The organism is Novosphingobium gossypii (assembly GCF_050433305.1).
Classification (GTDB): domain Bacteria; phylum Pseudomonadota; class Alphaproteobacteria; order Sphingomonadales; family Sphingomonadaceae; genus Novosphingobium; species Novosphingobium gossypii.
On record NZ_JBNPXM010000013.1, the window covers coordinates 20381 to 41439 of the forward strand.

A 21059-nucleotide genomic window follows, 5' to 3' on the forward strand; every position below is an offset into this window, starting at 1 on the left:
CGGAAGCTGACCGTACACGCAGGAGGATTTGTGACAGAGGCAACCGACGCGCACACACAGCGACCCGCACTTTCCGGGCGGCAGGCGATCATTTCGGGCGGTACTACCGGCATCGGACGAGCGATCGCGGTGCTTCTTGCCAGTGAAGGCGTGAAGGTCTTCATCTGCGGGCGGACGCCCGAACACCTGGATGATGCGTTGCACCGTATTCGCGAGGTGGGCGAGGGAGATGGGATTGTCCTCGATCTCGCAGAGCCTGACGGAGTCGCCCGGCTCTTCACGGCCGCCGGCGATCACGTCCCGGAAGCGGATATTGTCGTGATCAATGCCGCAGTGCCGGCTGGCGCGCTTTCCGAGATGAGCGCGCAAGATGCGCGCTATGCCCTCGCAACCGATTTTACAGCCTATGTCATGACCGCTCACGCTGCTCAGGACATGCTCCGGGACAAGGGAGACATCGTTCTGATCGGATCCATGAGCGCCCATGTGCTGGGCCCCGGCTCGACGGTCTACGCGGGCATGAAGGCAGGCATTGCCGGGTTCGGCGAGGCGCTGCGAAGAGAACTGGGCTCCAGGGGGATCAAGGTCTCGCTGGTGGAACCCGGGAAGACCGGGGCCGATTTCCAGTATCCCGACATTCCCGCTGAAAAGCAGCGCGAAATGATCAAGGCGGAAACCATGTTGCGGGCAGAGGACATCGCCGTGGGCGTTCACTATCTGCTCACGCAGCCGCGACGGGCCGTAGTCCAGCAGCTGACGATCGTTCCCCGTGCTCAGGAGGGAGAATGACGTACCATACCGATCGACTGGTCATTACTCCTCATGACGTCGATCTTGCCCGATCGCCGCTTGCGGGCCAGTTGGATGCCGAAACCTATGTGCTCGGGGCGTTCAATCCGGGGCTAACGCGGCTCGCCAACGGCAATCTTCTGGCGATGGTGCGCATTGCCCAGGCCTTGCGCCACCCCATTCGCGATGGGAAGGTCCGTGCGATCCGCTGGACGGATGACGGTGCTGGCGGTCGTTACGTTCTGGATGCATGGCCGCTGGAGCAGGCGGACACCTCCGATCCACGCAAGTTCATGCTGCATGGCGCCAACTGGCGAGTGATGGCGCTCACCTCGCTGTCCTGGCTGCTCCCGGTCGAACTGTCCCCGGACGGCCTGGACGTCGTGACGATGCACTACGACCGTGTAATCGCGCCCGGCTTCGATTTCCAGTGCTACGGGATAGAGGATGCGCGGATCAGCCGCGTCGGCGATCGCTACTTGATGACCACCTGTTCGGTCAGCCCGGAGCGCCATTCGACAACGCTGTACAGCTCCGAAAATGCCCTGGACTGGACATTCGAGGCCATCATCCTCGATCATCAGAACAAGGACATGCTCATCTTCGAAGGGCTGATCGATGGCTTGTACTGGGCTCAGACCCGGCCGCTGGGCGACCTCTACTTCGCCTATCCCCCGGGTAGCGAATGGCGCGCCGGCCCGTCGATCAATCTGGCGCATTCGCCCGATGCGCTGTTCTGGAAGCCGTGGCACAAGCCCGGTATCCGGCCACATGCCAGCACATTAGCCACCGTTCGCATCGGGGGCGGTACACCGCCAATCTTGACCGAGGAAGGTTGGCTCAGCTTGTGGCATGGCGTCGAGCCGCACGAACTCGTCGGCATCTATCGCACGTACTGGTCGCTTCTGGACAAAGACGATCCCAGCAAGGTGCTGCGAACAGAGCACCGCCCGCTTCTGGAGGCCAACGCCGAATTGACCCGCCCGCTGGAGGATCTCGTCTATCTGCGCGATGTCGTCTTCACCACCGGCATCGTGGATGATGGCGATCGTTACATCGTCGCATCGGGCGAGGCAGACCTGGCCTGCCGGATCACGCATATTCCCAAGACAAGGTTCCAGCCCGGCTGAACGCAGTCGCCGCCCGTAGCGGACCTGTGATCCAGCCAAGTAGGGCCGGCTTGGCGGACCTGCCGCCTAGTCATCGATCAGCGAAAGAGCCGTCGAAGAATTGCAGCATCGCTGCCCATGAGGCTTCGTCAGCCTGCGCGTCGTAGCCCATTCGCGGATCGCCGAGCGCTGCTACGCCAACATTCGTGAAGCTGTGCAGCGCGCGGCCGTAGACGGTCATCTGCCAGTCGGCACCCGCGAGCGTCATCTCGGCCTGGATGGCGGCGACATGCTCGGGGGGTACCAGCGGGTCGAGTGCCCCTGTGAAGACGGCGATCCTGCTCTTGAGGGTCTCCCGCAAGGCAGGTCGGGACGTGCACAGGAGGCCGTGGAAACTGGCGACGGCTGCCACCGGTACACCGCTGCGCGCCAGTTCGAGAATGGCGAACCCGCCGAAGCAATACCCGAGCCCCACCGTAAGCTCGGGCGGTATTCCTGAAATTCTGGAGAGTTCGGCCAGCGCGGCCTGAGCTCGCCCACGAAGCAGGTCTGGCTCGCTTCTGAACCGCTTCAGCGCCTCCTGCATGGCCTCACCTTGCAGCACTCGACCATCGCCATGCATGTCTGCCGCAAGCACGAAGTAGCCCAGATCCGCGAGCATGCGGGAATGGCGCCGCACATTCGCGCCTATCCCGTCAGCCTCATGCAGAACCAGGGCTGCCCGTCCATTGGCTGCCTGCGCCGGCCTGAACACTTCGCCGTGCAAGGTCGCGTTCCCGTCCTTGTATACGTGCAGGGGCCCGGGCGCATCGACTATGGGGTCGCTCACTGCTCAATCCTTTTGCAATTCTGCCAGAGCGCTCTTGGAAGCGGCGCTCGTTCAGGGTGGGGCGGGGAAGAAAACGAACTCTCCAGCACGGTACAAACCGGCTCCTGTCGCTAACCCATGGGAGGCGACCGGCGTTCCCTCAGAACACCTCGCTCCCGCGCATAACTTGGTTCACGGCTGCAGGATCGTGTCGGCACGCACAAGGGCTCCGACCGCTTGTGCCTCCCAACCCTTCCTTGCCGTGGCAGGAACCGCAGGTAAACGCTGGGTGTTTTTGCAAACACGCGCGCTTTCGCAGGATTCGGCAGTGAACCCGCATTTCGAGCGATGGCATAAGCCCGGCCAGCATGGCCAGATTGACAAGAGGGATAATGAAGATGGCGCAGCGCATCGATATCAATACAGCCACAGCCGATGAACTGGACGCCATTCCGGCCCTGAAAGGCCACGGGTTCGAGATCGTGCGCTATCGTGGTGAGCGTGGCCGATTTCACGAAATTCGCCAGCTTGAGGAAGTTCCTGGAATGGCCGGTCATAAGCAGGGTCTGGAAGAGATCCTGAAATTCGACTGATGACTCTCCTGCTCGTCCCCCGCCGACGCGGCACGGCACCAGAGGGGAGTTAGCGGTTGCATCCTTCTGCTTTTATGTCTTTTTGCACAATCGTGATTGCAGAAGTTCAAATCGTTTCTATCGGAACTTCCAGGCGGATCAGTCGCTGCACTTGCGAATGCAACAGGAGCGAATTTCATGAATATCAAAATTGCAAGTGGTCTGGCTCTCGTGCTGGCAGCCGGTGCGGCTCTGGCGGGCTGTTCGCACGGCGCTACGCGCGGAGGACTTATCGGCGGCGCCGGGGGCGCCGTTGTTGGCAGCGCGACCGGACTGGGAACTGCCGAGGGCGCGGTAGTTGGCGGGACCGCTGGTGCAGTGATCGGCGACAAGTAATCGCGAAAGTCGATAACCCGCATGATCGGGCCGAGGTCCAGCTTTGGACCTCGGCTTGTGGTGTGCCGCAAAGTTAACCCTTGCCGTATCAAGGACGAACCAATCGGGTCCGCTTACATGTAGCTTACATGCCAACACTGGACCCTAGGGCGGACCTTGATTCTGGAAGTGGGCCGACTGCCTTACCTGAGAGAAACGGCCCCGGTCGGACGTTACGCAAAACGCCGGCAATCAGGCGTATGCTGCAGCGATGACCATCAGCAAGCGTCGCTAATCCGGTCTGTATCGCTTTTGCAAACGGCCCACCGCCCCCGGCCGACGAAGTGGATGAAAACCAGACAAGTCTCATACCCCGCATAGGGATGAAATCTGCTCCCCTCTCAGATTGCCATCACCATGTGCGGCGTCGTTCTTAATCGGCTGATGTCGCGGAGAGGTGGGGCGCCGAACAGGCGCCGATATTCACGACTGAATTGGGAGGGGCTGTCATATCCGACACGGAACCCCGCCTCTGCGGCATCGAGCCGGTCGGCCAGCATCAGCGCCCGTGCTTCCTGCAACCGCAGCTGCTTTTGATATTGCAGCGGTGTCATGGCAGTGGCGCGTCGGAAATGGTCGTGGAAGCTGGACAGGCTCATGCCCGAAAGAGCGGCAAGGTGCACCCCGCTGAACGGCTCGCGGAAATGGGTCTTTAGCCATGCGAGCGCGCGGGCGATCTGGCCGGTACGGCTTTCGCCGTTAGCGATCGCCCGCAGAACACCGCCGCTCGGCCCGGTCATAAGCCGCACCAGCAATTCCCGCTCGATCAGCGGTGCGAGCAGCGATGCGTTCTTGGGATCTCCGAGCAGTGCCGTCAGCCGTGTCGCCGCGTCGATGAGTTCAGGCCTCATCGGGTGCAGCGTCATCCCGCCGCTTTCCTCGGCGCCGGTCGAAAGGGGCGGCACCGCCAGCGCGATCTCTGATAGCAGGGCGGGGTCGAGATAAAGGCAGAAGCAGAGATAAGGCGCGTCCGGGGTGGCCTGCGTGACCGCTCCGGTGATAGGCAGGTCGAGCGAGGCAACGAGATAGTGGGCGGGGCCATAATCGATCACCGCATCGCCAAGCAGCACGCGCTTGCTCCCTTGTGCGATGATGCACAGCGCCGGCCGCTGCACCATATGCACCGGCTCGCCGCCCTGCCCGGCGCGGACCAGCGTCAATCGCGCAATGGGTGTGTCGAGGATGCCGTCCCGCTCGGCATATCGGGCAATTTGACGGGCCAGTTCTTCATGCGCCATCAGAGGTTCTTTCATCGCGATGGGGTATGATCTGCCTACGACGCCGATGGCGATCAATCCACCCCGACGTCAGCGATCTGGAATATCGTGCAATCATTCCGGATGACCATTCTACCACCTTGCAAGCAGATAGCGTCATCTAGACAACGTCGGGTCGATGGTTCGATCCGCATGAACAGGAGTGACTGACATGGCTATCGAGGATAAGGTCATCGCGATCACCGGCGCCAGCAGCGGCATCGGCGAAGGCACGGCGCGGCTGCTTGCGGCCCGCGGTGCGAAGCTGATGTTTGGCGCACGCCGCACCGACCGGCTTGCCGCACTGGCGGAGGACCTGAGCGCGGCGGGCGGGGTGGTCTCCTTCCGGTCGCTCGACGTTACTGACCGTGCCGATTTCGAAGCGTTCATCGCCGCCACTGAGGCCGAACATGGCCGGGTTGATGTGCTGGTCAACAATGCAGGCCTGATGCCGTTGTCGCGCTTCGACAGCCTGAAGGTGGATGAATGGGACCGGATGATCGACGTCAACGTCCGGGGCGTCCTGCACGGCATTGCCGCCGCCCTCCCTCGCTTCAAGGCCCAGGGCAGCGGCCAGTTCGTCAACATTGCTTCGATCGGCGGCTATGCCGTATGGCCGACCTGCGGCGTCTACAGCGCAACCAAATACGCGGTGCGTGCCATTTCGGAAGCATTGCGCATGGAGCATGACGACATTCGCGTCACCATCATAGCGCCGGGCGTGGTGGAATCGGAGCTGGCCCACACCATCACCGATCCGGTCGCGGCGCAGGCGATGGTCGATTTCCGCTCCATCGCGCTCACCCCGGACGCGATCGCACGCGCGATCGCTTATGCGGTCGAGCAGCCGGAAGATGTGGACGTCAACACGCTGATCGTCCGACCAGTCCGCTCAACGATCTGATGAGCAAGGGGGCAATCGCATGTGCCCCCTTCATTACCTGCAATGTGGAGCGAAGTCTCAAGATAGGATCCTCTCCTTCGGATTGAAGCGCTCACCGTACTGTTCCATATGTTGCGCACTTAGTCCATTATGTGTAAGTAAGTGGATAACGGAGGCCGCTCACCGACAACAAGCGTCGCGATCGCACCCAGTCTGGGAGGCAGGCGGACCTTCCATAAGGACAGGATGTTTTATGGCGGGTTGCTGGCGCTATCTTGCAGGAACGACAGCCGGCCGAGAGCTTCGCGTATTTGCGCGCGTGAGGGGGGACGACCCTCGGATGTCGCGCGATGGCGCAGCTTTTCGCTTGATCATCCGCTTCTTGATCATCGCCTTGCTACTGGTCGTTGGCCCAATGACGGGTATCGCTCAGGCGGCACCGTTCAAGCTGTTCGACGGCCAATCGGTCGTCCCTATCGTACGGGATGGTGGCCGCACGATGACCCTTGCAGCCGAGATGCTCGCCCGGGATGTCACCGCGATCAGTGGCAGAGCCCCCGTCCTGGGAAGTACGCTCGACGATTGCGGGAACATCTGCATTGTCATCGGCCCGATCGGTTCCCCGCTAATAGAGGCTGCTGCGCGCGACAGCGGCGTCAATCTTTCCGATCTTTCCGGGAAATGGGAGCAGTATGTGCGCGTTGAGGCGTCGTCCCGCACCCATCCTTCACGGCGCTATCTGCTCGTCGCCGGTTCCGATCCGCGCGGTGCTGTGTGGGGTGTCGTCGACCTTACCCGTGAACTGGGCGTCTCCGCATGGGAATGGTGGGCCGACGTGGCGCCACGTCCATCCAGGCTCCTTGTTGTCGATGGAGCGCGTCGGCAATCGGCCAGCCCTTCGGTTCGCTATCGCGGCATCTTCCTCAACGACGAAGACTGGGGCCTACAGCCATGGGCAGCCAAAACATTCGAGCCGGAAGTGGGCGATATCGGTCCCAAGACCTATGGCCGCATCTTCGAACTCCTGTGGCGGCTCAAGGCAAACCTGATCTGGCCCGCGATGCACGAAAGCACCCGCCCTTTCTATCAGATCCCCGGCAATGCCGACGTCGCGCGCGATTATGCCATCGTGGTGGGCACGTCCCATGCCGAACCGATGATGCGCAACAATGTGCGCGAATGGGATGAGGGCACGCAGGGTCCGTTCAACTTCTTTTCCAATCGTCCTGCACTGGTGGAATACTGGCGCCAGCGCGCGCTCGAAGTCGCCGGTTACGACAACATCTATTCGGTCGGCCTGCGCGGCAAGCACGACAGTGAGATGGAAGGCGCGACCTCTCCCCGGATGGCCCGCGAAGCGACGACCGAGGCCATAGACGTCCAGCGACAGTTGCTGACACAGACGCAGCACAAACCCGCCAACGAGATCCCGCAGGCGTTGACGCTCTACAAGGAAGTGCTGGACCTCTACCGGCAGGGGCTGAAGATTCCGGACGATATCACCCTGGTCTGGCCCGACGACAACTATGGGTACATGAGCCAGCTTCCCGACGCTGCAGAGCGTGCGCGCATCGGCGGTGGCGGAATATACTACCACCTTTCCTATTGGGGCAGACCGCACGATTATCTGTGGCTGGGGACCACGCATCCCGCGCTAATTCGGGAACAGATGGACCGGGTCCGGAATACGGGCGCACGTCAGCTATGGGTGGTGAATGTCGGTGACATCAAGCCGGCGGAGTATCTGACGCAGTATTTCCTGGATCTGGCCTTCGACAACCAGGTCCTGAACCTTCCGGCGAAAGCGCATCTCGAGGCATGGCTGGCTACACAGTTCGGCGGAAAGCTCGCACCCGGCATGGCTCGCGTGATGACCGAGTATTACGACCTCGCCTTCGAGCGGCGCCCTGAATTCATGGGGTTCAATCAGGTCGAACCGATCACGCAGGTCCAGATCAGCCCCTATATCGCTTCTGGCGGGCAGGAAGCTGTCGACCGCATCGAGCGATACGCCCGACTGCGCGTCGAAGCGGAAGCGCTGGCCGATCAGGTTCCGGCCAACCGGCGCGACGCCTTCTTCCAGTTGGTACTCTACCCTATCCGCGCTTCTGCCGCGATCAATACCCGCAACCTCAGCCTTGATCTTGCAGCCCTTCGCACACGGCAGGGCCGCCCGGTCGCTAATCGGCTCGTTGCGGACGCCCGCGAAGCGCACCAGCAGATCGTGACCGACACGCTGGCCTACAACCGGCAAAATCACGGCAAGTGGGATGGGATCATGAGCATGGCGCCGCGCGCGTTGCCGGTGTTCGCCGAACCGCCCTACCCCACCGCGGATTTGACGGCGAAGGCAGGGTGTGGCGTCGATACGTCCGCCCTGACCTTCGTGCAGGGGCGCCCTGCCCGGCACAATCTGTCGATCTATTCTTTCGGGGCTGACGCACAGTGGTCGCTGGACGGTTTTGGCGGCTTATCCGCCAGCCGGCTCTCGGGTACGCTTAACGCCGCCAACGGGCATCAGCAGGATGTCGCCTTGACGTATGATGGGTCGGCACCGGGGCGCAAGATGAGCGGGACAGTCCGTTGTGGTGCACAGAACCTCCCGGTGGCGCCAGGTATCCTTGAAGCCCTGGATGCTGAAACACCGGTGAATATTGGCAATGTCGTGTCGATCGCAGCCGCCACCCCTTCCTCGATCAGCGAAGAGTGGGAGAGGATAGAGGGGCTGGGATCGCGCGGCGCCTCCTTACGCGCGCGCCTGTCGATTCCGAGCCGCAACGCGCATGACCGCGCCGTTCCTCTGACTTACACATTCTCGATCGCAGACCAGTCCGATGCCGACATGCAAATCGTAGCGGTGCCTGTTCACCCGCTTACGAGCAGAAACGGCCTCAGGATCGCCGTCGCTCTCGACGGAGGTGACGTGCACACCCTTGATTTCGAGACCCACGGTCGCAGCGACGAGTGGAAGCGCAACGTGCTCTCGAACACCGCGGTCAGGCATGTGCAGGTGCCGCAACTTTCGGCGGGTAAGCACACGTTGCAAGTGTGGGCTCTCGATCCGGGTTTCCTGCTGGACCGTATCGATGTCCGACTGGATGGTGCCCCCATGCTATATGGCGCGCGCCCTGACCGATGAACCGGGAACTCCGATCAGTCTGGATCATATCCGCAAACGCTGAAGTGATGAGCGCATTCGGCGGGTTAGAAGATGTCGACTAGCTTGCCGACGAGGCTCCAAAGACCGCTGATCGCGCGCTCGCCGATTGTCCTGAGCAAGGCCTTGAGGCGGAAGTAGGTGCAGTGTCGCGCCTGCTGCTTTGATCCTGTCGCGCCGCGGCCGCCCGGCAACGAAGGCCAAGTGACGACGATCATTTGCGCTACATCTCGATGGCGATGAACACCGCGCCGGTCTGAGCCTTGTCCTCGCCGCAGTTAAATGCTTCGTTGATGCGGTCGAGGGGAAAGCGATGGGTGATCAGCCTGGCGACGTTCAGGCGACCCTTGCCGATCAGTTCCAGGACTTCGCCCTGTTCCTTGTCGAGGCCGTGCCAGGCGAAGCTGGCGCTGGGGATGATCTGGATTTCGCTCATCTGGATGCGCTGCCATTCCAGTCCGATCTGGATGGTGCCGGGATCGAAGCCGCCGATAAGCACGACTTTTCCGCCTCGCCGGACGAGACGTGTCGCGAGGGGCAAGGTGGTGGGCATGGCCGCGCCCCCTGCGCATTCGAAGACAATGTCGGCGCCGCGCCCGCCCGTCATGGCCAGGACAGCGCTTTCGGGATCATCTGTGTCAGGATTGATCGTTACGTCGGCTCCAAGCTCCTGAGCCAGTCGCAGGGACGTCTGTACGGGATCAACGATCATCACATCCGCGCCGCTGGCCTTCGCCAGAATCAGCGTACCAAGTCCGATGGGCCCAGCGCCGATTACCGCCACCCGATGGTTGATGGTGAGGCCAGACAGGTGCTGCGCATGAAGACAGACCGACAGTGTATCGATCAGCGCTGCTTCCTCAAAACTGATGTGGTCGGGCAGCGTGTAGACGTGGCTTGCAGGCGCAACTAGAAACTGGCCGTAAGCGCGCGAAACGGTCTTGGTCCGCGTGGCGTAAAGGTCCGGGCAGATATTGTACCGTCCGCCACGGCAATAATCACAGCGACCGCAACCCAGCACGGTTTCAACGACCACACGGTCGCCTACGGCCACGTTGCGCACGCTTTCTCCCACTACGACGACATCGCCGGCAAGCTCGTGCCCCATGATATGGCCTTCCAGATCATGTTCATGCTTACGCCAGTGCCGCAGGTCGGTGCCGCAGATGCCGGCGGCGCGGACGCGGATGAGCACCCAGTCATCTCCGGGAAGTTCGGGCTGTTCGACTTCGCAGACCTCGAACGTGCCTTCGGCGGTCTTGAGCGCGGCTTTCACTTCCCTTCTTCCCATACCAGAACCATGGCGACATTTGCCGGAGCCCAGGTTTCGTAGTGACTGCCGGTCCATTCAAGGTCGAGCGCCTGCTGTTCTGAGGTCCAGAGCCGCGGCGCCAGGCCCTTGCCTTTGGCGGTCGTCGGCAGCAGCGCCAGGCGGACCCGGGTGGTTTCGTGACCATCGATCCGCAGGTTGAGGGTGCGCTTGTCCAGTCTGTGGATCGCGCGTACGAAGCTGTCGCAGAACAGCAGGAACGGCGCATCGTCAATCCGATGCAGCGCGCGCGTGGCATAGACCATCGCCGCGCCCGCCCCATAGATTTCCTGACCCACCTGCCCCGCCTTCTGGCCATCGGGGTAAAGGTCTTCTAGCGGGAAATTCAGCCCGGGATCGATGTGTCCGTTGCGGATCTCGGTCGCCACACCTTCCTTGGGCAAGGCATCGACGTAGTAGAACCACGCACGGTCCAGAGCATGGCGGCAGAATTCGTTGACGAGCAGCCTGGCGCCAGAGATCAGGTCCGGGCCGCCATAGTCGAGATACCGTTCGAACGCAGCGTAGCTGTCGAAGCACTCGTAGGCCGCCATGTAGGGCGCATCCTGAAGGCAGGTGACACCCATGAAGTTTGTCCAGTGACGCGAAAGGCCGATGTCGCTTTTCCAGATCTGTGAGTTGTGGAAGAAGCTCGCGAGGTAGACGTAGCTCTGGTTCAGGTGCTGCTTGCGGTTGGTGATGCGCCACAAGCGGATGCATGCAGCCGCGCCCCACGCGGTTAGGTTCGCCTGGTAGTTGAGGTCGAAGCGCATCCCCTCAGCCGCGCTGATCGCCTTCTCCGCTTCGGCGAGAAAACGGTCGTCGTGCGTCAGTTCGAAAGCTTGCAGCATAACCCATGCATAGATGCCGCCGACATCGGTTTGACCGCGATTGTCGGCTTCAGCAATGTCGGTAATCACGCTGAAGTCGGTCACCTTGTACATGATCGGCCATTTGTAATCGAAATGGTGCGCCGCCTTGATGCCGAAGTCTATGGACTCCAGGAACAGCTCGCGGGCCTTTTCGTCTCCATCAAGCGCCAGGTTGGAGAGGTTGAGCAACGGGTGGTAAAGATACCAGCTGTCCACCGCATCGGCATCCTTGTCCTTGCCGACGTTGGGCAGATAACGGCGCAAGGTGCCCAGCCCCTCATCGTAGAACTTGTCGATCCCGGCCATGATCTCGTCGAGCAATGCGGGCTTCTCGCCTCGCCAGCGGCCCCAGTCGTTCAACGCTGAGGCGATCGACAACTGGACCATGACGTCGGGATATTCGCTCGCGGTATACGGATGGAAATAGGTGTGCCCGTAGTGTCGGACGCGGGCATCGGCCGAGCTTTCCAGATCCCGGATCGTCGCCTCGGCGCGTGCGTTCCAGTCGCGCAGAGCCGGCTCGGGCGGGTTCAACCAGTGATATACGGCGCCCAGCATATCGAGGAACTGCCAGGCGGAATCCGCTTCCTCGTTCTGGAAATAGCCACGAATGACCAGAATGGTGTCGTACAGCACCATTTCGCGCTGTGCTGGCAGCACGGCCTTGCCTGTTTCGGGATCGCAGGGCGGGCGATAGCCCAAGTCGGGCCATTCGCCCACCACGGCGTTTTCGGGCTTGCTGCCGGTGATGTCGAAGTAGTCGTTCAACGCCGTCAGGTTCTGCAGATACAGCACTTTGCCGAAAGCAGGCCGATCCAGCGTAAAGTAAAGCAGGCCAGTGTTCATCTTGCGCTGCTGCGCCTCTACCCGTCCTTGCGTGGCCAGCACGTCGCCTTCGGCATCGAACGGCACAAGATCACGCGGCAACCATTCGAAAGACAAGTCGCGCGATGGCTTGAACGAAAGCGTGGCACGCAGTTGCTCCAGGCCGAAGGTTTCGCCGCGCAGCACCAGCCGAGCGACTCCGAGACTGCCCTTGCACTCGACAGCGGCTAGCGCACCGGCCACCTTGATGGGGCGGCACTCGGCGTCCGGGCTGAACACAGGCATACGTAGCGAAAGCCCGCCTTCTCGGTCGCGCCGCATCTTCACCCACAGCGTGTCGCGGTGGAGATGTATCTCCACGTCGAGCCTGCCCTGCCTGGCCTTGGCGACCGGATCGTTATCCGCCTGCAGAATTTTGGTTGCCAGCGCCGTCACCGGGTCGATGGCAGGAAGCGTTTCGGCTTCGGACATATTCGTCGTCTCCCTTCGATTGGCCCCCTTTTGAGAGTGCGGCGAACTGGGAATGCGGTTGAACGAATTGAGTTGCGACAACTCGATGCAGGTTCATCAGTCGGAACCGGGCGCGACACTTGGCCTTTGGCGAGGCATGGAACAGCAAAAGACACCGCACGAAGCGCTTGCCGGCCGCAGAGTGCTGATTACCGGCGGCACGACCGGCATAGGCAGAGCCACGCTTCTGGCCCTCGCAGCACAGGATGCCCGCATCCTGACGTTTGGGCGTGAGGAGGAAGCGCTGCGCCATGCTCTGAGCCTTGCGGGCCTGTCCGACGACAGCGGCCTCAACGCCGATGCCAGCAGCGCGGCGGATATCGAGAAAATCTTTGCCGCCGTGGATGACCGGCTAGGCGGGATCGACGTGCTGGTGGCCTGCGCGGCGCTCGGCGCCCAGCCAATCCACGAGATGAGCGATGCCGATTGGCGCTATGTCGTTGAAACGAACCTTGTCGGCACCATGGCCTGCACGCGCGGCGCGCTGGAGCGCATGGTGGCACAGGGGTCGGGGCAGATCTTGCTTGTCAGTTCCATCAGCCCCGAGATCAAGGCTCCAGGAGAGAGCGTTTACGCGGCCACCAAAGCGGGGATTGATGCTTTTGCCCTGACTTTGCGCAAGGAAGTGAGCGAGAAAGGCGTGAGGATCTGCGTAATCCAGCCGGGTTCGGTCGGCAGCGACATGCAGCCTTGCACGGACCGGGAGCAGCGTGAGGCGATCGCCAGGGGCGAGATGCTTTTTGCAGAGGAGGTAGCTGAGGCGATTGCCTTCGTGCTGACGCGTTCGGGCCGCTGCGACATTCCCACGTTACGCATCGAACCCATCAATCAGAAGACCGGCTAAACGATGGTCTGTTGGGTTGGAACTTACGCGAGGAGCGGCGGGGGCCACGTGGAGGTCATGCAACTCGACATTCCATCACCAGTGTTCATCCTGGATATAGGCGAGTAGCCTTGCCGCAGCCGGTTCGGCACCATATTCGCGCGCCGAACCGCCTGGACCGCCGGGACCAGCCTTCTGGCAGGGCTGGCAGCGGCGTTGATCCTAGAAAAAATATCTGTCGGATCGTCCGCGCGCAGCATCGCCTTTGCGGCTATGTTCGTGGTGGGCTGTGTGGCGGGCCTGATCAGCGCGCGCGTGGTCGCGGCCATGCCAGAGCCTGCGAGGAATTGCCCGGATTGGCCCCAAATCTGAACGTCTGCTTTTTGGCGCTGAAGGTCCGAAGTCGAACGACTAGAAAAGGGCGCAGAGCGGCCGACAGGCTGGCGATACATGGCTCTCTCGGTCAACTTGTCCAACACCGGCGACCCGGCTTTGCGATGGTCGAAGGCCGGTTTCGGCTCGGGGTGCCTCACCGTGACCGGCGCCTGTAACGAGGCGCAACCGGTAGCCCTGATGGCCTCGGAATCACGGGACTGTAGCGGCCCGATCGGGCAACCGCGCCACGAGGATCTCCCCGCCCTGCACGAAGCCTCGTGAAGCCTTCTCGGTGAGCCGAACATCAGAGCAGATGATCGTATCGGCCTCGGCGACCAGCGCATTCTTGCGTTCGGCCAAGAACTGGTCATCGGTGAAGGCGGTACCCTGTAGCGCCAGGTAATGCACGGATGTCAGTCCTATGCAGTCCAGGGCCGCGTCGAGGTAGGGCGTCAGGAAGTCGGGCTGGTTTGCTCGCTCGCCGGTGAATACGCCTCCCGATGCCACCGCGATGAAGACAGGCCGGTCGGAAAGACTTCCTGTCTTGCCTTCCGCAGTGGCGACGATCGTCCGACCAGCACGTAGCACCTGATCGACCCAGGCTTTCAACACCGACGGGATGGTGAAGTTATGCATGGGGGTTCCGATCACGACCACGTCCGCACGTTCGAGTTCGTCAATCAGGGGATCGGAAAGGTTCTTGTAAACGGCGCTGTCCGCAGCCGCCATGGCTGCGGCCGACGAAAGACTGTCCGCATGTCCGGCACCGATATGGGGAATAGGGTCACAGCCGAGGTCGCGCCGCAATATGGTGGCATCTTCGCTCATGGCTTTGAGGCGCTCGACGACCGATGCTGAAAGCTGGCGGCTGTGGGAAGACGCACGTGAGCTACAGTCGATGTGAAGTACGATCACGATAATGCTCCTGGATTTTTGACAAATTTGGCAATTATGTACTGCAGGTCTTCGTACGCAGTAGCGGTGTGCATCCATGTGCGCGGCAGGTTCCATCCAGTCCTGATCATTGCGGGGACCGGGGTATCAACAAAAAGACGCAGATCCCGAAATGGCATTTCGTGCGTCCTCAGCCCGCCGGTTGGGCTACAGCGGCTGCGCCCGGTCCTCGCCTGCCCGTCGCGGCAGCCCATGCGGTCATGGCCACTGTAATCAAGGCGGGCGTGAATACCGCGGGGAAGTCGGTGACAAGCTGGGAGGGGTCGCAAATTCCGACTGCGACTTCCCAGAAATGGAAGAGCGCGTGCGCTGACAGCCAGGCCGAGGCGGCGGCCCAGAGGACCAGGCGCAGAGCAGGCGCTCTGGCACCCATGACGAGCGCACCTCCCACAAACCCGTAGGTCATGCCGATATCCCGGATGAAGTGCTGGTTGAATGGTCCTGTAGTTGTCACCCCCGGAACTGCGAAGTACCATTCTGGCGGCACGACAAGCATGGTGATGCCGTTCGCGATGGCGCCCAGTCCCAGGATCGCAGCGAACCAGGGCACGATCGTTTTCATGGTTCGTCCCTTTCTCTTGCTTCGTGGGCCACGGCCGCAGGTCTGCGGAGTCTGCGACCGTGCACGGGCTCACACGTCTGCGGTGATGCCGGGGGTTGCTGCGGCGAGCGCCTTTTCCCGGTCCGCTTTCGGTGGGTAGATGAAGACGGAATTGATCTCGCTCTTGATCTTCTTCGCTTCCGCGCCGCTGAACACGACTTTGCGGTCCCAGCCTTCGCAGAAGATCGCGCCCCATGGGCCGAGATCCAGGCAGGTTACGTAGCGCTCCTGCGAATAGGGCAGCGTAGGTCGACCAAGGAGGTCGGCTGCAGCATTGTGGCCGGAGAAACGGCCCAAAGGCATTGCGTGCTGACAGGCCATCAGCGTCTGGTGTCCGAGATCGTCGGTCTGGGCGCAGGCCATATCGCCACTTGCGAAGATGACAGGGTTCCTGGCAACGCGAAGGTGACGGTCCACCACCAGCCGACCCAGCGCGTCTTTCGGCGCGTCTATCATGTCGGCAAGGGGGGAGGCGCGCAGTCCGCCCGTCCAGACCACGGTGTTGCTTGGAATGCGGGTTCCGTCTTCCAGCGTCACGCCTGAAGGATCGACGCAGGTCACCGCCTTGCCCAGCACAAGCTCGACGCCCATCGCGCCAAGCGCCTCCTCGATCACCGGACGGGGCCCGACGCCCAGGTCGGGTCCGATCTCCGGAGCCCGTTCCACGATGACCACCCGAACAGCAGCATCATCGCCTAGGATGGAGCGGAGCCGCGCAGGCATCTCGGCCGCAGTCTCGATACCGGTAAAGCCACCGCCGGCGATCACCACGGTGTCGCGTTCGAGGGACTGCGGCAACCGGGCCAGCGCGTGCACATGCTCCCAGAGCACCTCGGCCTCGCGGCGCTGATCGACGCTGAAGGCGTAGTCCGCCAGCCCAGGTATCGGTGGATGTACGACGCGGCTCCCCGCTGCGAGGACCAGCCGGTCATAGATAAGCGTTTCGAACTCACCGCTCCGACGTTCGATTGTGAGCTCCGGGAACTCGGTGCCGATTGCCCGGACGAAACCGTCGATGAAACGGATGCCGGTCACCTCGAACAACTCCTCCAGCGGTGCACCCATCAGCGCGGGATTGTCCTCGTAGAGCCGCGGACGGATGGTAAGAACCGGTTCTGGAGCGACCACGACGATATCGAGCTCTGCCTCTGCGCCAGCCTCTGCACGCACTCGGGCAGCACTGAGTGCGGACATTGTACCGGAAAAGCCGGCACCGACGATCACGATCTTCTTTTGCACGCTATTCTCCTTTTCATGCTGAAGGGGGCGAAGAACTTCGGCCGCAGAATGACAGCCGCGCAGGAGCGCTCGCCTCGTTGTCGAACTATGTCTCGCGCGGGCGCGTGCGCGCTTTCGTCACTGCTGCGACGCGAGAGGCATTTCTCGATGCGGCCCGGTCCTTGATCCAGGATGCGAAAAGCGCTTCGAACTGCGGTGGCCAGCGAACGCCTTCGGCCAGATCGGCAAGCGAGGTGCGGACGAGCTCCGCCCGCGTCCGGTTCTCCGCGCGACGCATTACTGCATGGATCCCGCAGACACCTTTCGCCGACCATGCCGGCGGCTGGCCGCCGAACAGGACGCAGCCGCGTCGGACCTCCTTGCAGTCGAACAGCCGCTTGCCGCCCTCGATCGCGTCGACAACGTCGAGAACGGTGATGTCGGATGCTGGCCTTGCAAGTGCATAGCCGCCGGCAATGCCGTCCCTTGAATCGACGATGCCTGCCTTTTCCAGTTTCGGCATGATCTTGGCCATCGTTGCGGGAGGAACGCCCTGCAGGTCTGCCAGATCACGACTGCTTGCGCGCTCGACATCGTGCGCCGTCAGCCACAGCACGCAGTGCAGGCCATACTCAACCTGCACGCCGTAGAGGCTCACGCCTCTCTGATTTTGCTCGCCAGCCTCTCCCGTCACAGGATCGGGGCGCTTCGACGTGAAGGTGTTTACGGTCGAGTTCATAACCCGACCAATATCGTCCCGTGTTAAATGCCGGTAAGGACCAGAACTTGAGGAAGCGAGTGGACCACGGCGGTGGGAGCGATCATTCAAACCAGGTCGAAGTCGCTCAAGGGAAACCTCACTTGCGTTCGATAAGACCCTTCAAGCGGGAGACAGCGTCTTCAAGCCGGCGGTCGGGCGTAGTGGTCACGCCCAGCAAAAGGCCAGGCGGGGCAGAACCCTGTTCGTCGAACCACAAGGACAGCGGCGCGGGCGCAAGCCCGAAAGCCATTGCCTGGCGCGCGATCGCCACATCATCACTGTCTTCAGGAAGCCCTAGCAGGATGGCGAGCCCTGCGGTTTCACCTGTGAGCCCCAACCGTTCAAGCTCCGCCACGAGCGCATCCCGCCGCGCCGTGTAGGCGCGCTTGGAGCGACGCAGATGCCGCAGGAAGTGCCCATCGCGCATGAACTCGGCTGTCGCGAGTTGCACGGCGGGCCCCGGGGCTGGTGCCAGACATGTGGCGACGTCAACGATGCGCGGCACCAACCGTAGCGGCGCAACGACGAACCCGAGCCGCAGGGTTGGGCTGATCGTCTTGCTGAAAGAGCCGATGTGGATCACCTTGCCCGCGCGATCCAGCGAGGCGAGCGCAGGCGCCGCCCGCCCCGATAGCTGCAGTTCACCGAGATAGTCGTCCTCGATGATCCACGCATCCGCCTGCGCTGCCCATTCCAGCAAGGCAAGCCTTCGCTGGAGGGAAAGCGTAGGCCCCATAGGCGCCTGCTGCCCTGGAGTCACCACCGCCAAGGCGGCATCCGGCGCATGTTCCCGGCCAAATGGGACATCGATGCCGCTAGCATCGACGGGGACAGGTACTGTCTGCATGCCGGCCAATCGCAGTGCATTGCGGGTAAGCGGAAAACCGGGGTTCTCGATCCACGCCGAGCATCCTTCGAGCCCAAGGGCACGCAGGACCAGCCCGAGACCCGCATTGAACCCGGCAGTGATGATGACCTGTGAGGGGGAACACTCTATCGATCGGGAAATAGCGAGATGCGCGGCAATCTCGCGGCGCAGTTCCGGCTCGCCACAAGGGTCGGGATAGCTCAACGAGGAAAGCTCGGCACGTGCCGTCCTCGTCCGAATCTGGGCGAACAACTTGGCCGGAAAGCAATCCTGCGACGGTACGCCCATCTGGAAGATGCCGTTGCCGGACGAAAATTGCCGATACATCTGCGCGAACTGGCTTCCCGGCGCTTCGATCGCCACAGGCGTTTGTACGGTCATCGGGCGCTCCGCAACGCGGGTGCCGCCCGAGCGGGAGGACACGATCATCTGTGCGTCCAGCAGGCGCTCATAGGCCGAACGCACGGTACCACGCGCGACGCCCAGCTGTGCGGACAAGTCCCGCCAGGAAGGCAGGCGCGCGCCCGGCAGGAGAACGCCGGTGACTATGGCCTGGGCGATCCCTGATCGGATTTGCTCGGCCAGTGGTGTCGCTGTCGATCGATCGACATGAAGCTCAAGTATCGAAGGCATGCACCCGTGGTACACTATAAACCATCAGTACTGGTACTTTTGTTTGACCTTGCGACGCCGCAGGAACGAGGCACACAGAGCAAGGACCGCTAATCACTATGCGAATCGACTATACCAAGGTGGCTCCGGTCGGAGTGAAGGCGCTGGGCGGCGTCTACGGCTACGTCATGCAATCCGGTCTGGACGAGGTCCTGGTCGAGCTTGCCTATCTGCGGGTGTCCCAGATCAATGGTTGTGCCTATTGCATCAATCTGCACACCTGCGACCTTACCCGCAGGGGTGTGCCATACAGCAAGCTGGCGCTGGTACAGGCATGGCGAGAGGCCGGAAACCTGTTCGACGATGTCGAGCGTGCAGCGTTGCAATGGGCAGAGAGCGTCACGCGCGTCGCCGAGACCGGCATCCCGGACGAGGACTTCGCCGCCGTGTCGGCAGTGTTCTCGGAAAAGGAGGTTGCAGACCTGACAATTGCTATCGGGCTGATGAACACTTTCAATCGTGTCGCGATCGCAATGCGCCGGCCGCCCGACGCACCCAGCGCACACTGATGCAGGGGGCGAAGGCATCTGCAAAAAAGGTGGGGTGGCGCCAGATGGGGACATCCCTGCGGAAAAAGCGTCGCCTGCGAAGTTCGTGCGTGGTGCACTCAGATCGAGCAGACCTGGGCCTTGCATGGCAATGAAGCTGTTGCGCTAAAGACGCCAGCTTAGCTCTTCGATTTGTGAAGTTGGGTGGACAGACGATGGACCATAGCGCTTTTCAAGCTGAACCAAGGATACTGTCTCGATTGCTGGCGAGCGTCTGGTTCCAGATCTTCAGCCGCGTCGTGTTGACTTCGGTCCTCTGGATAGCAGGTCTGGTCGGCATATTCGACTTTCCGCTGAAAGTCGGTGAGATGCGGTCGTTCGGGCTGGTGCCAGCGGAAGCTTTCGCTGTTGCCGTCACGGCAGTGCAGCTTGGAGGATCGCTGCTCATCATCCTCAATCGGTACGTGTGGCTCGGCGCAGGCGCGCTCGGGGTATTTCTCGCCCTCACCATTCCGATCGCCCACCCGTTCTGGGCGCTTCAGGAACCTCAGCGATCAATATCGTTCTTCACGGTGCTGGAGCACATATCGCTTATCGGCGGCCTGATGGTGGTCGCCATCCTCGCTCCACGGCCGCTCGGGCGGCGCCAGCCTGCTACGAACTGACGGCGTCGTCATAGGTCTTCTGCGGCCTTCCCTCGCCCGGGCCACGACTATGGACAGGAAAGTCCCAAACATGAACGATGCTGCGGCGGTTTACGGAACGTCAGCCAGGCGGTTGAAGGCAGCCAGCGCGATGCCGCTCGCTGCAGTCGGGGCCGCAATGGCCTACCCGTTCCTCCTCCAGCTGTTTCATCACCGGGTAGCAGGAAACGGGGCTGCGTCCGACACGATGTCGGTCATTGTCGCGGGCATTGTCATTACGTGCGCCATGCTCGTGCCTGTAGTGGGTTTCTGGGCTGCCATGGGGCCCGGGCTGTATCCGGCTACCCGCCGTCTCGCCTACGCGACGGTAATCGCCCCCACGCTTTATGGTCTGATAGGCGTCGGCCAGGCGCTTCTGGGTATCACCGTGCCGGACACGATTGTCTGGTGCCTGCTGTGGCTGACGCTTTCTGCGGTCGCATACGCATCGCAGCCGGATCAGGATCGATATCCTGTTCGTCCACGAACAGGGCGTTGGCGGGTCCTGCACGGGATCAGCGCTGCGGTTCTGTGTCTTTTTGTGCTGTTCCACGTCGGCAATCACCTTGCCGGCCTGCGCGGCCCAGCGGCCCATGCCGCCGTTATGGATGCAGGCAGGGTCATCTATCGCAGCAGCGTGGTGGAACCCATGCTGTTGGGCCTGATGCTTTGTCAGGTGACGAGCGGCCTATACCTCGCCTGGCGCTGGAGCGGGACGCGGCATCACTTCTACAAAACGTTCCAGATTGCATCGGGTGCCTATCTGTCGGTTTTCATCCTCGGCCACATGAACTCGGTTTTTGTTTACGCGCGGACCGTACTGGGCATCCCTACCGATTGGGCGTTCGCCACCGGCGCGCCGACCGGGCTGTTGCTTGATCCGTGGAATATCAGGTTGGTGCCGCACTACCTACTGGGTGTCTTCTTCGTCCTGAGCCACTTGGCCTCCGGAGCCCGAGTGGTAGCAATCGCTCATGGCTGCAGCGTACGGCTTGCTAACCGGGTCTGGTGGCTGTCAACCGTCCTCTGCGCTGGAATTGCGGCGGCAATCATAGCGGGAATGTACGGTTTGAGACTCTGAGAACCGCGACC

General features: G+C 61.9%; 19 protein-coding genes and 1 pseudogene. 10 read left to right on the top strand and 10 right to left on the bottom strand.

The window, feature by feature from the left end:
• The first annotated feature begins 30 nt into the window (after positions 1–30).
• Both GGR40_RS18785 and GGR40_RS18790 read left to right on the top strand, forming a co-directional pair.
• Positions 31–789 carry an SDR family oxidoreductase gene (locus GGR40_RS18785; RefSeq protein WP_429277782.1) on the top strand — a complete coding sequence of 253 codons (759 nt, stop codon included), beginning with the start codon at positions 31–33 and terminating at the stop codon, positions 787–789.
• Positions 786–1919, top strand: coding sequence for a glycoside hydrolase family 130 protein (locus tag GGR40_RS18790; RefSeq protein WP_429277783.1), 1134 nt, complete (start codon positions 786–788; stop codon positions 1917–1919). Before GGR40_RS18785 ends, GGR40_RS18790 begins: the two co-directional genes overlap by 4 nt.
• A 70-nt stretch (positions 1920–1989) precedes the next feature.
• On the opposite strand, the gene GGR40_RS18795 is transcribed toward GGR40_RS18790, so the two are convergent.
• Positions 1990–2727: a dienelactone hydrolase family protein gene (locus GGR40_RS18795; RefSeq protein WP_429277784.1), complete on the bottom strand. Its 738-nt coding sequence runs from the start codon at positions 2725–2727 to the stop codon at positions 1990–1992.
• 377 nt (positions 2728–3104) lie between these two features.
• On the opposite strand from GGR40_RS18795, the gene GGR40_RS18800 reads away from it, so the two are divergent.
• Together GGR40_RS18800 and GGR40_RS18805 are read left to right on the top strand one after the other, a co-directional pair.
• Entirely contained in the window at positions 3105–3299 is a 195-nt protein-coding gene (locus GGR40_RS18800) for a ComEA family DNA-binding protein (RefSeq protein ID WP_429277785.1), read from the top strand.
• 177 nt (positions 3300–3476) lie between these two features.
• A complete protein-coding gene (locus tag GGR40_RS18805) occupies positions 3477–3674 on the top strand; it encodes a hypothetical protein (RefSeq protein ID WP_429277786.1) in 198 nt (65 codons plus the stop codon).
• A gap of 380 nt (positions 3675–4054) precedes the next feature.
• Here GGR40_RS18805 and GGR40_RS18810 read toward each other — a convergent pair whose 3' ends face one another.
• A complete protein-coding gene (locus GGR40_RS18810) occupies positions 4055–4951 on the bottom strand; it encodes an AraC family transcriptional regulator (protein ID WP_429277787.1) in 897 nt (298 codons plus the stop codon).
• 190 nt (positions 4952–5141) lie between these two features.
• On the opposite strand from GGR40_RS18810, the gene GGR40_RS18815 reads away from it, so the two are divergent.
• Together GGR40_RS18815 and GGR40_RS18820 are read left to right on the top strand one after the other, a co-directional pair.
• Complete coding sequence (locus tag GGR40_RS18815) at positions 5142–5873, top strand: SDR family oxidoreductase (RefSeq protein WP_429277788.1); 732 nt, start codon at positions 5142–5144, stop codon at positions 5871–5873.
• A gap of 319 nt (positions 5874–6192) precedes the next feature.
• On the top strand, positions 6193–8991 hold the full coding sequence (locus GGR40_RS18820) for a glycosyl hydrolase 115 family protein (RefSeq protein WP_429277789.1): 2799 nt from the start codon (positions 6193–6195) through the stop codon (positions 8989–8991).
• Positions 8992–9056: 65 nt separating this feature from the next.
• Here the strand turns inward: GGR40_RS18820 and GGR40_RS18825 are convergent.
• The 3 genes and pseudogenes from GGR40_RS18825 to GGR40_RS18835 all read right to left on the bottom strand — a co-directional run.
• Positions 9057–9186, bottom strand: a pseudogene (locus GGR40_RS18825) (IS630 family transposase); the annotation flags it as partial.
• A 46-nt stretch (positions 9187–9232) separates the two neighbouring features.
• Positions 9233–10285 carry a zinc-dependent alcohol dehydrogenase gene (locus GGR40_RS18830; protein WP_429277790.1) on the bottom strand — a complete coding sequence of 351 codons (1053 nt, stop codon included), beginning with the start codon at positions 10283–10285 and terminating at the stop codon, positions 9233–9235.
• Positions 10282–12486, bottom strand: coding sequence for a hypothetical protein (locus tag GGR40_RS18835; RefSeq protein ID WP_429277791.1), 2205 nt, complete (start codon positions 12484–12486; stop codon positions 10282–10284). The genes GGR40_RS18830 and GGR40_RS18835 overlap by 4 nt, the downstream gene beginning before the upstream one ends.
• 136 nt (positions 12487–12622) lie before the next feature.
• Here GGR40_RS18835 and GGR40_RS18840 point away from each other — a divergent pair, with 136 nt between their 5' ends.
• Positions 12623–13369 (top strand): SDR family oxidoreductase, encoded by a 747-nt coding sequence (locus tag GGR40_RS18840; RefSeq protein WP_429277792.1) that lies wholly within the window; start codon positions 12623–12625, stop codon positions 13367–13369.
• A gap of 564 nt (positions 13370–13933) precedes the next feature.
• Here GGR40_RS18840 and GGR40_RS18845 read toward each other — a convergent pair.
• The 5 genes from GGR40_RS18845 to pdxR form a co-directional block, all read right to left on the bottom strand.
• Positions 13934–14638 carry an FMN-dependent NADH-azoreductase gene (locus GGR40_RS18845; RefSeq protein WP_429277793.1) on the bottom strand — a complete coding sequence of 235 codons (705 nt, stop codon included), beginning with the start codon at positions 14636–14638 and terminating at the stop codon, positions 13934–13936.
• 169 nt (positions 14639–14807) lie between these two features.
• On the bottom strand, positions 14808–15239 hold the full coding sequence (locus GGR40_RS18850) for a hypothetical protein (RefSeq protein ID WP_429277794.1): 432 nt from the start codon (positions 15237–15239) through the stop codon (positions 14808–14810).
• A gap of 69 nt (positions 15240–15308) precedes the next feature.
• On the bottom strand, positions 15309–16517 hold the full coding sequence (locus tag GGR40_RS18855; RefSeq protein WP_429277795.1) for an NAD(P)/FAD-dependent oxidoreductase: 1209 nt from the start codon (positions 16515–16517) through the stop codon (positions 15309–15311).
• Positions 16518–16602: 85 nt separating this feature from the next.
• Complete coding sequence (locus tag GGR40_RS18860; RefSeq protein ID WP_429277796.1) at positions 16603–17325, bottom strand: RrF2 family transcriptional regulator; 723 nt, start codon at positions 17323–17325, stop codon at positions 16603–16605.
• A 28-nt stretch (positions 17326–17353) separates the two neighbouring features.
• Positions 17354–18757, bottom strand: coding sequence for a MocR-like pyridoxine biosynthesis transcription factor PdxR (pdxR, locus tag GGR40_RS18865; protein WP_429277797.1), 1404 nt, complete (start codon positions 18755–18757; stop codon positions 17354–17356).
• A 98-nt stretch (positions 18758–18855) separates the two neighbouring features.
• Between pdxR and GGR40_RS18870 the strand changes: the two genes are divergently transcribed.
• From GGR40_RS18870 to GGR40_RS18880, 3 genes are all read left to right on the top strand, one after another.
• Positions 18856–19305 (top strand): carboxymuconolactone decarboxylase family protein, encoded by a 450-nt coding sequence (locus GGR40_RS18870; protein ID WP_429277798.1) that lies wholly within the window; start codon positions 18856–18858, stop codon positions 19303–19305.
• A 194-nt stretch (positions 19306–19499) separates the two neighbouring features.
• Positions 19500–19949: a DoxX family protein gene (locus tag GGR40_RS18875; RefSeq protein WP_429277799.1), complete on the top strand. Its 450-nt coding sequence runs from the start codon at positions 19500–19502 to the stop codon at positions 19947–19949.
• Between the two features lie 70 nt (positions 19950–20019).
• On the top strand, positions 20020–21048 hold the full coding sequence (locus tag GGR40_RS18880; RefSeq protein ID WP_429277800.1) for a hypothetical protein: 1029 nt from the start codon (positions 20020–20022) through the stop codon (positions 21046–21048).
• The last annotated feature ends 11 nt before the right edge of the window (positions 21049–21059 follow it).

Bases quoted from the DNA above. Each gene is read 5' to 3' on its own strand.
- GGR40_RS18790 (WP_429277783.1), top strand. From the start codon at position 786: ATGACGTACCATACCGATCGACTGGTCATTACTCCTCATGACGTCGAT.
- GGR40_RS18840 (WP_429277792.1), top strand. From the start codon at position 12,623: ATGGAACAGCAAAAGACACCGCACGAAGCGCTTGCCGGCCGCAGAGTG.
- GGR40_RS18805 (WP_429277786.1), top strand. From the start codon at position 3,477: ATGAATATCAAAATTGCAAGTGGTCTGGCTCTCGTGCTGGCAGCCGGT.
- GGR40_RS18820 (WP_429277789.1), top strand. From the start codon at position 6,193: ATGTCGCGCGATGGCGCAGCTTTTCGCTTGATCATCCGCTTCTTGATC.
- GGR40_RS18810 (WP_429277787.1), bottom strand. From the start codon at position 4,951: ATGGCGCATGAAGAACTGGCCCGTCAAATTGCCCGATATGCCGAGCGG.
- GGR40_RS18875 (WP_429277799.1), top strand. From the start codon at position 19,500: ATGGACCATAGCGCTTTTCAAGCTGAACCAAGGATACTGTCTCGATTG.
- GGR40_RS18870 (WP_429277798.1), top strand. From the start codon at position 18,856: ATGCGAATCGACTATACCAAGGTGGCTCCGGTCGGAGTGAAGGCGCTG.
- GGR40_RS18850 (WP_429277794.1), bottom strand. From the start codon at position 15,239: ATGAAAACGATCGTGCCCTGGTTCGCTGCGATCCTGGGACTGGGCGCC.
- GGR40_RS18835 (WP_429277791.1), bottom strand. From the start codon at position 12,486: ATGTCCGAAGCCGAAACGCTTCCTGCCATCGACCCGGTGACGGCGCTG.
- pdxR (WP_429277797.1), bottom strand. From the start codon at position 18,757: ATGCCTTCGATACTTGAGCTTCATGTCGATCGATCGACAGCGACACCA.
- GGR40_RS18815 (WP_429277788.1), top strand. From the start codon at position 5,142: ATGGCTATCGAGGATAAGGTCATCGCGATCACCGGCGCCAGCAGCGGC.
- GGR40_RS18880 (WP_429277800.1), top strand. From the start codon at position 20,020: ATGAACGATGCTGCGGCGGTTTACGGAACGTCAGCCAGGCGGTTGAAG.
- GGR40_RS18800 (WP_429277785.1), top strand. From the start codon at position 3,105: ATGGCGCAGCGCATCGATATCAATACAGCCACAGCCGATGAACTGGAC.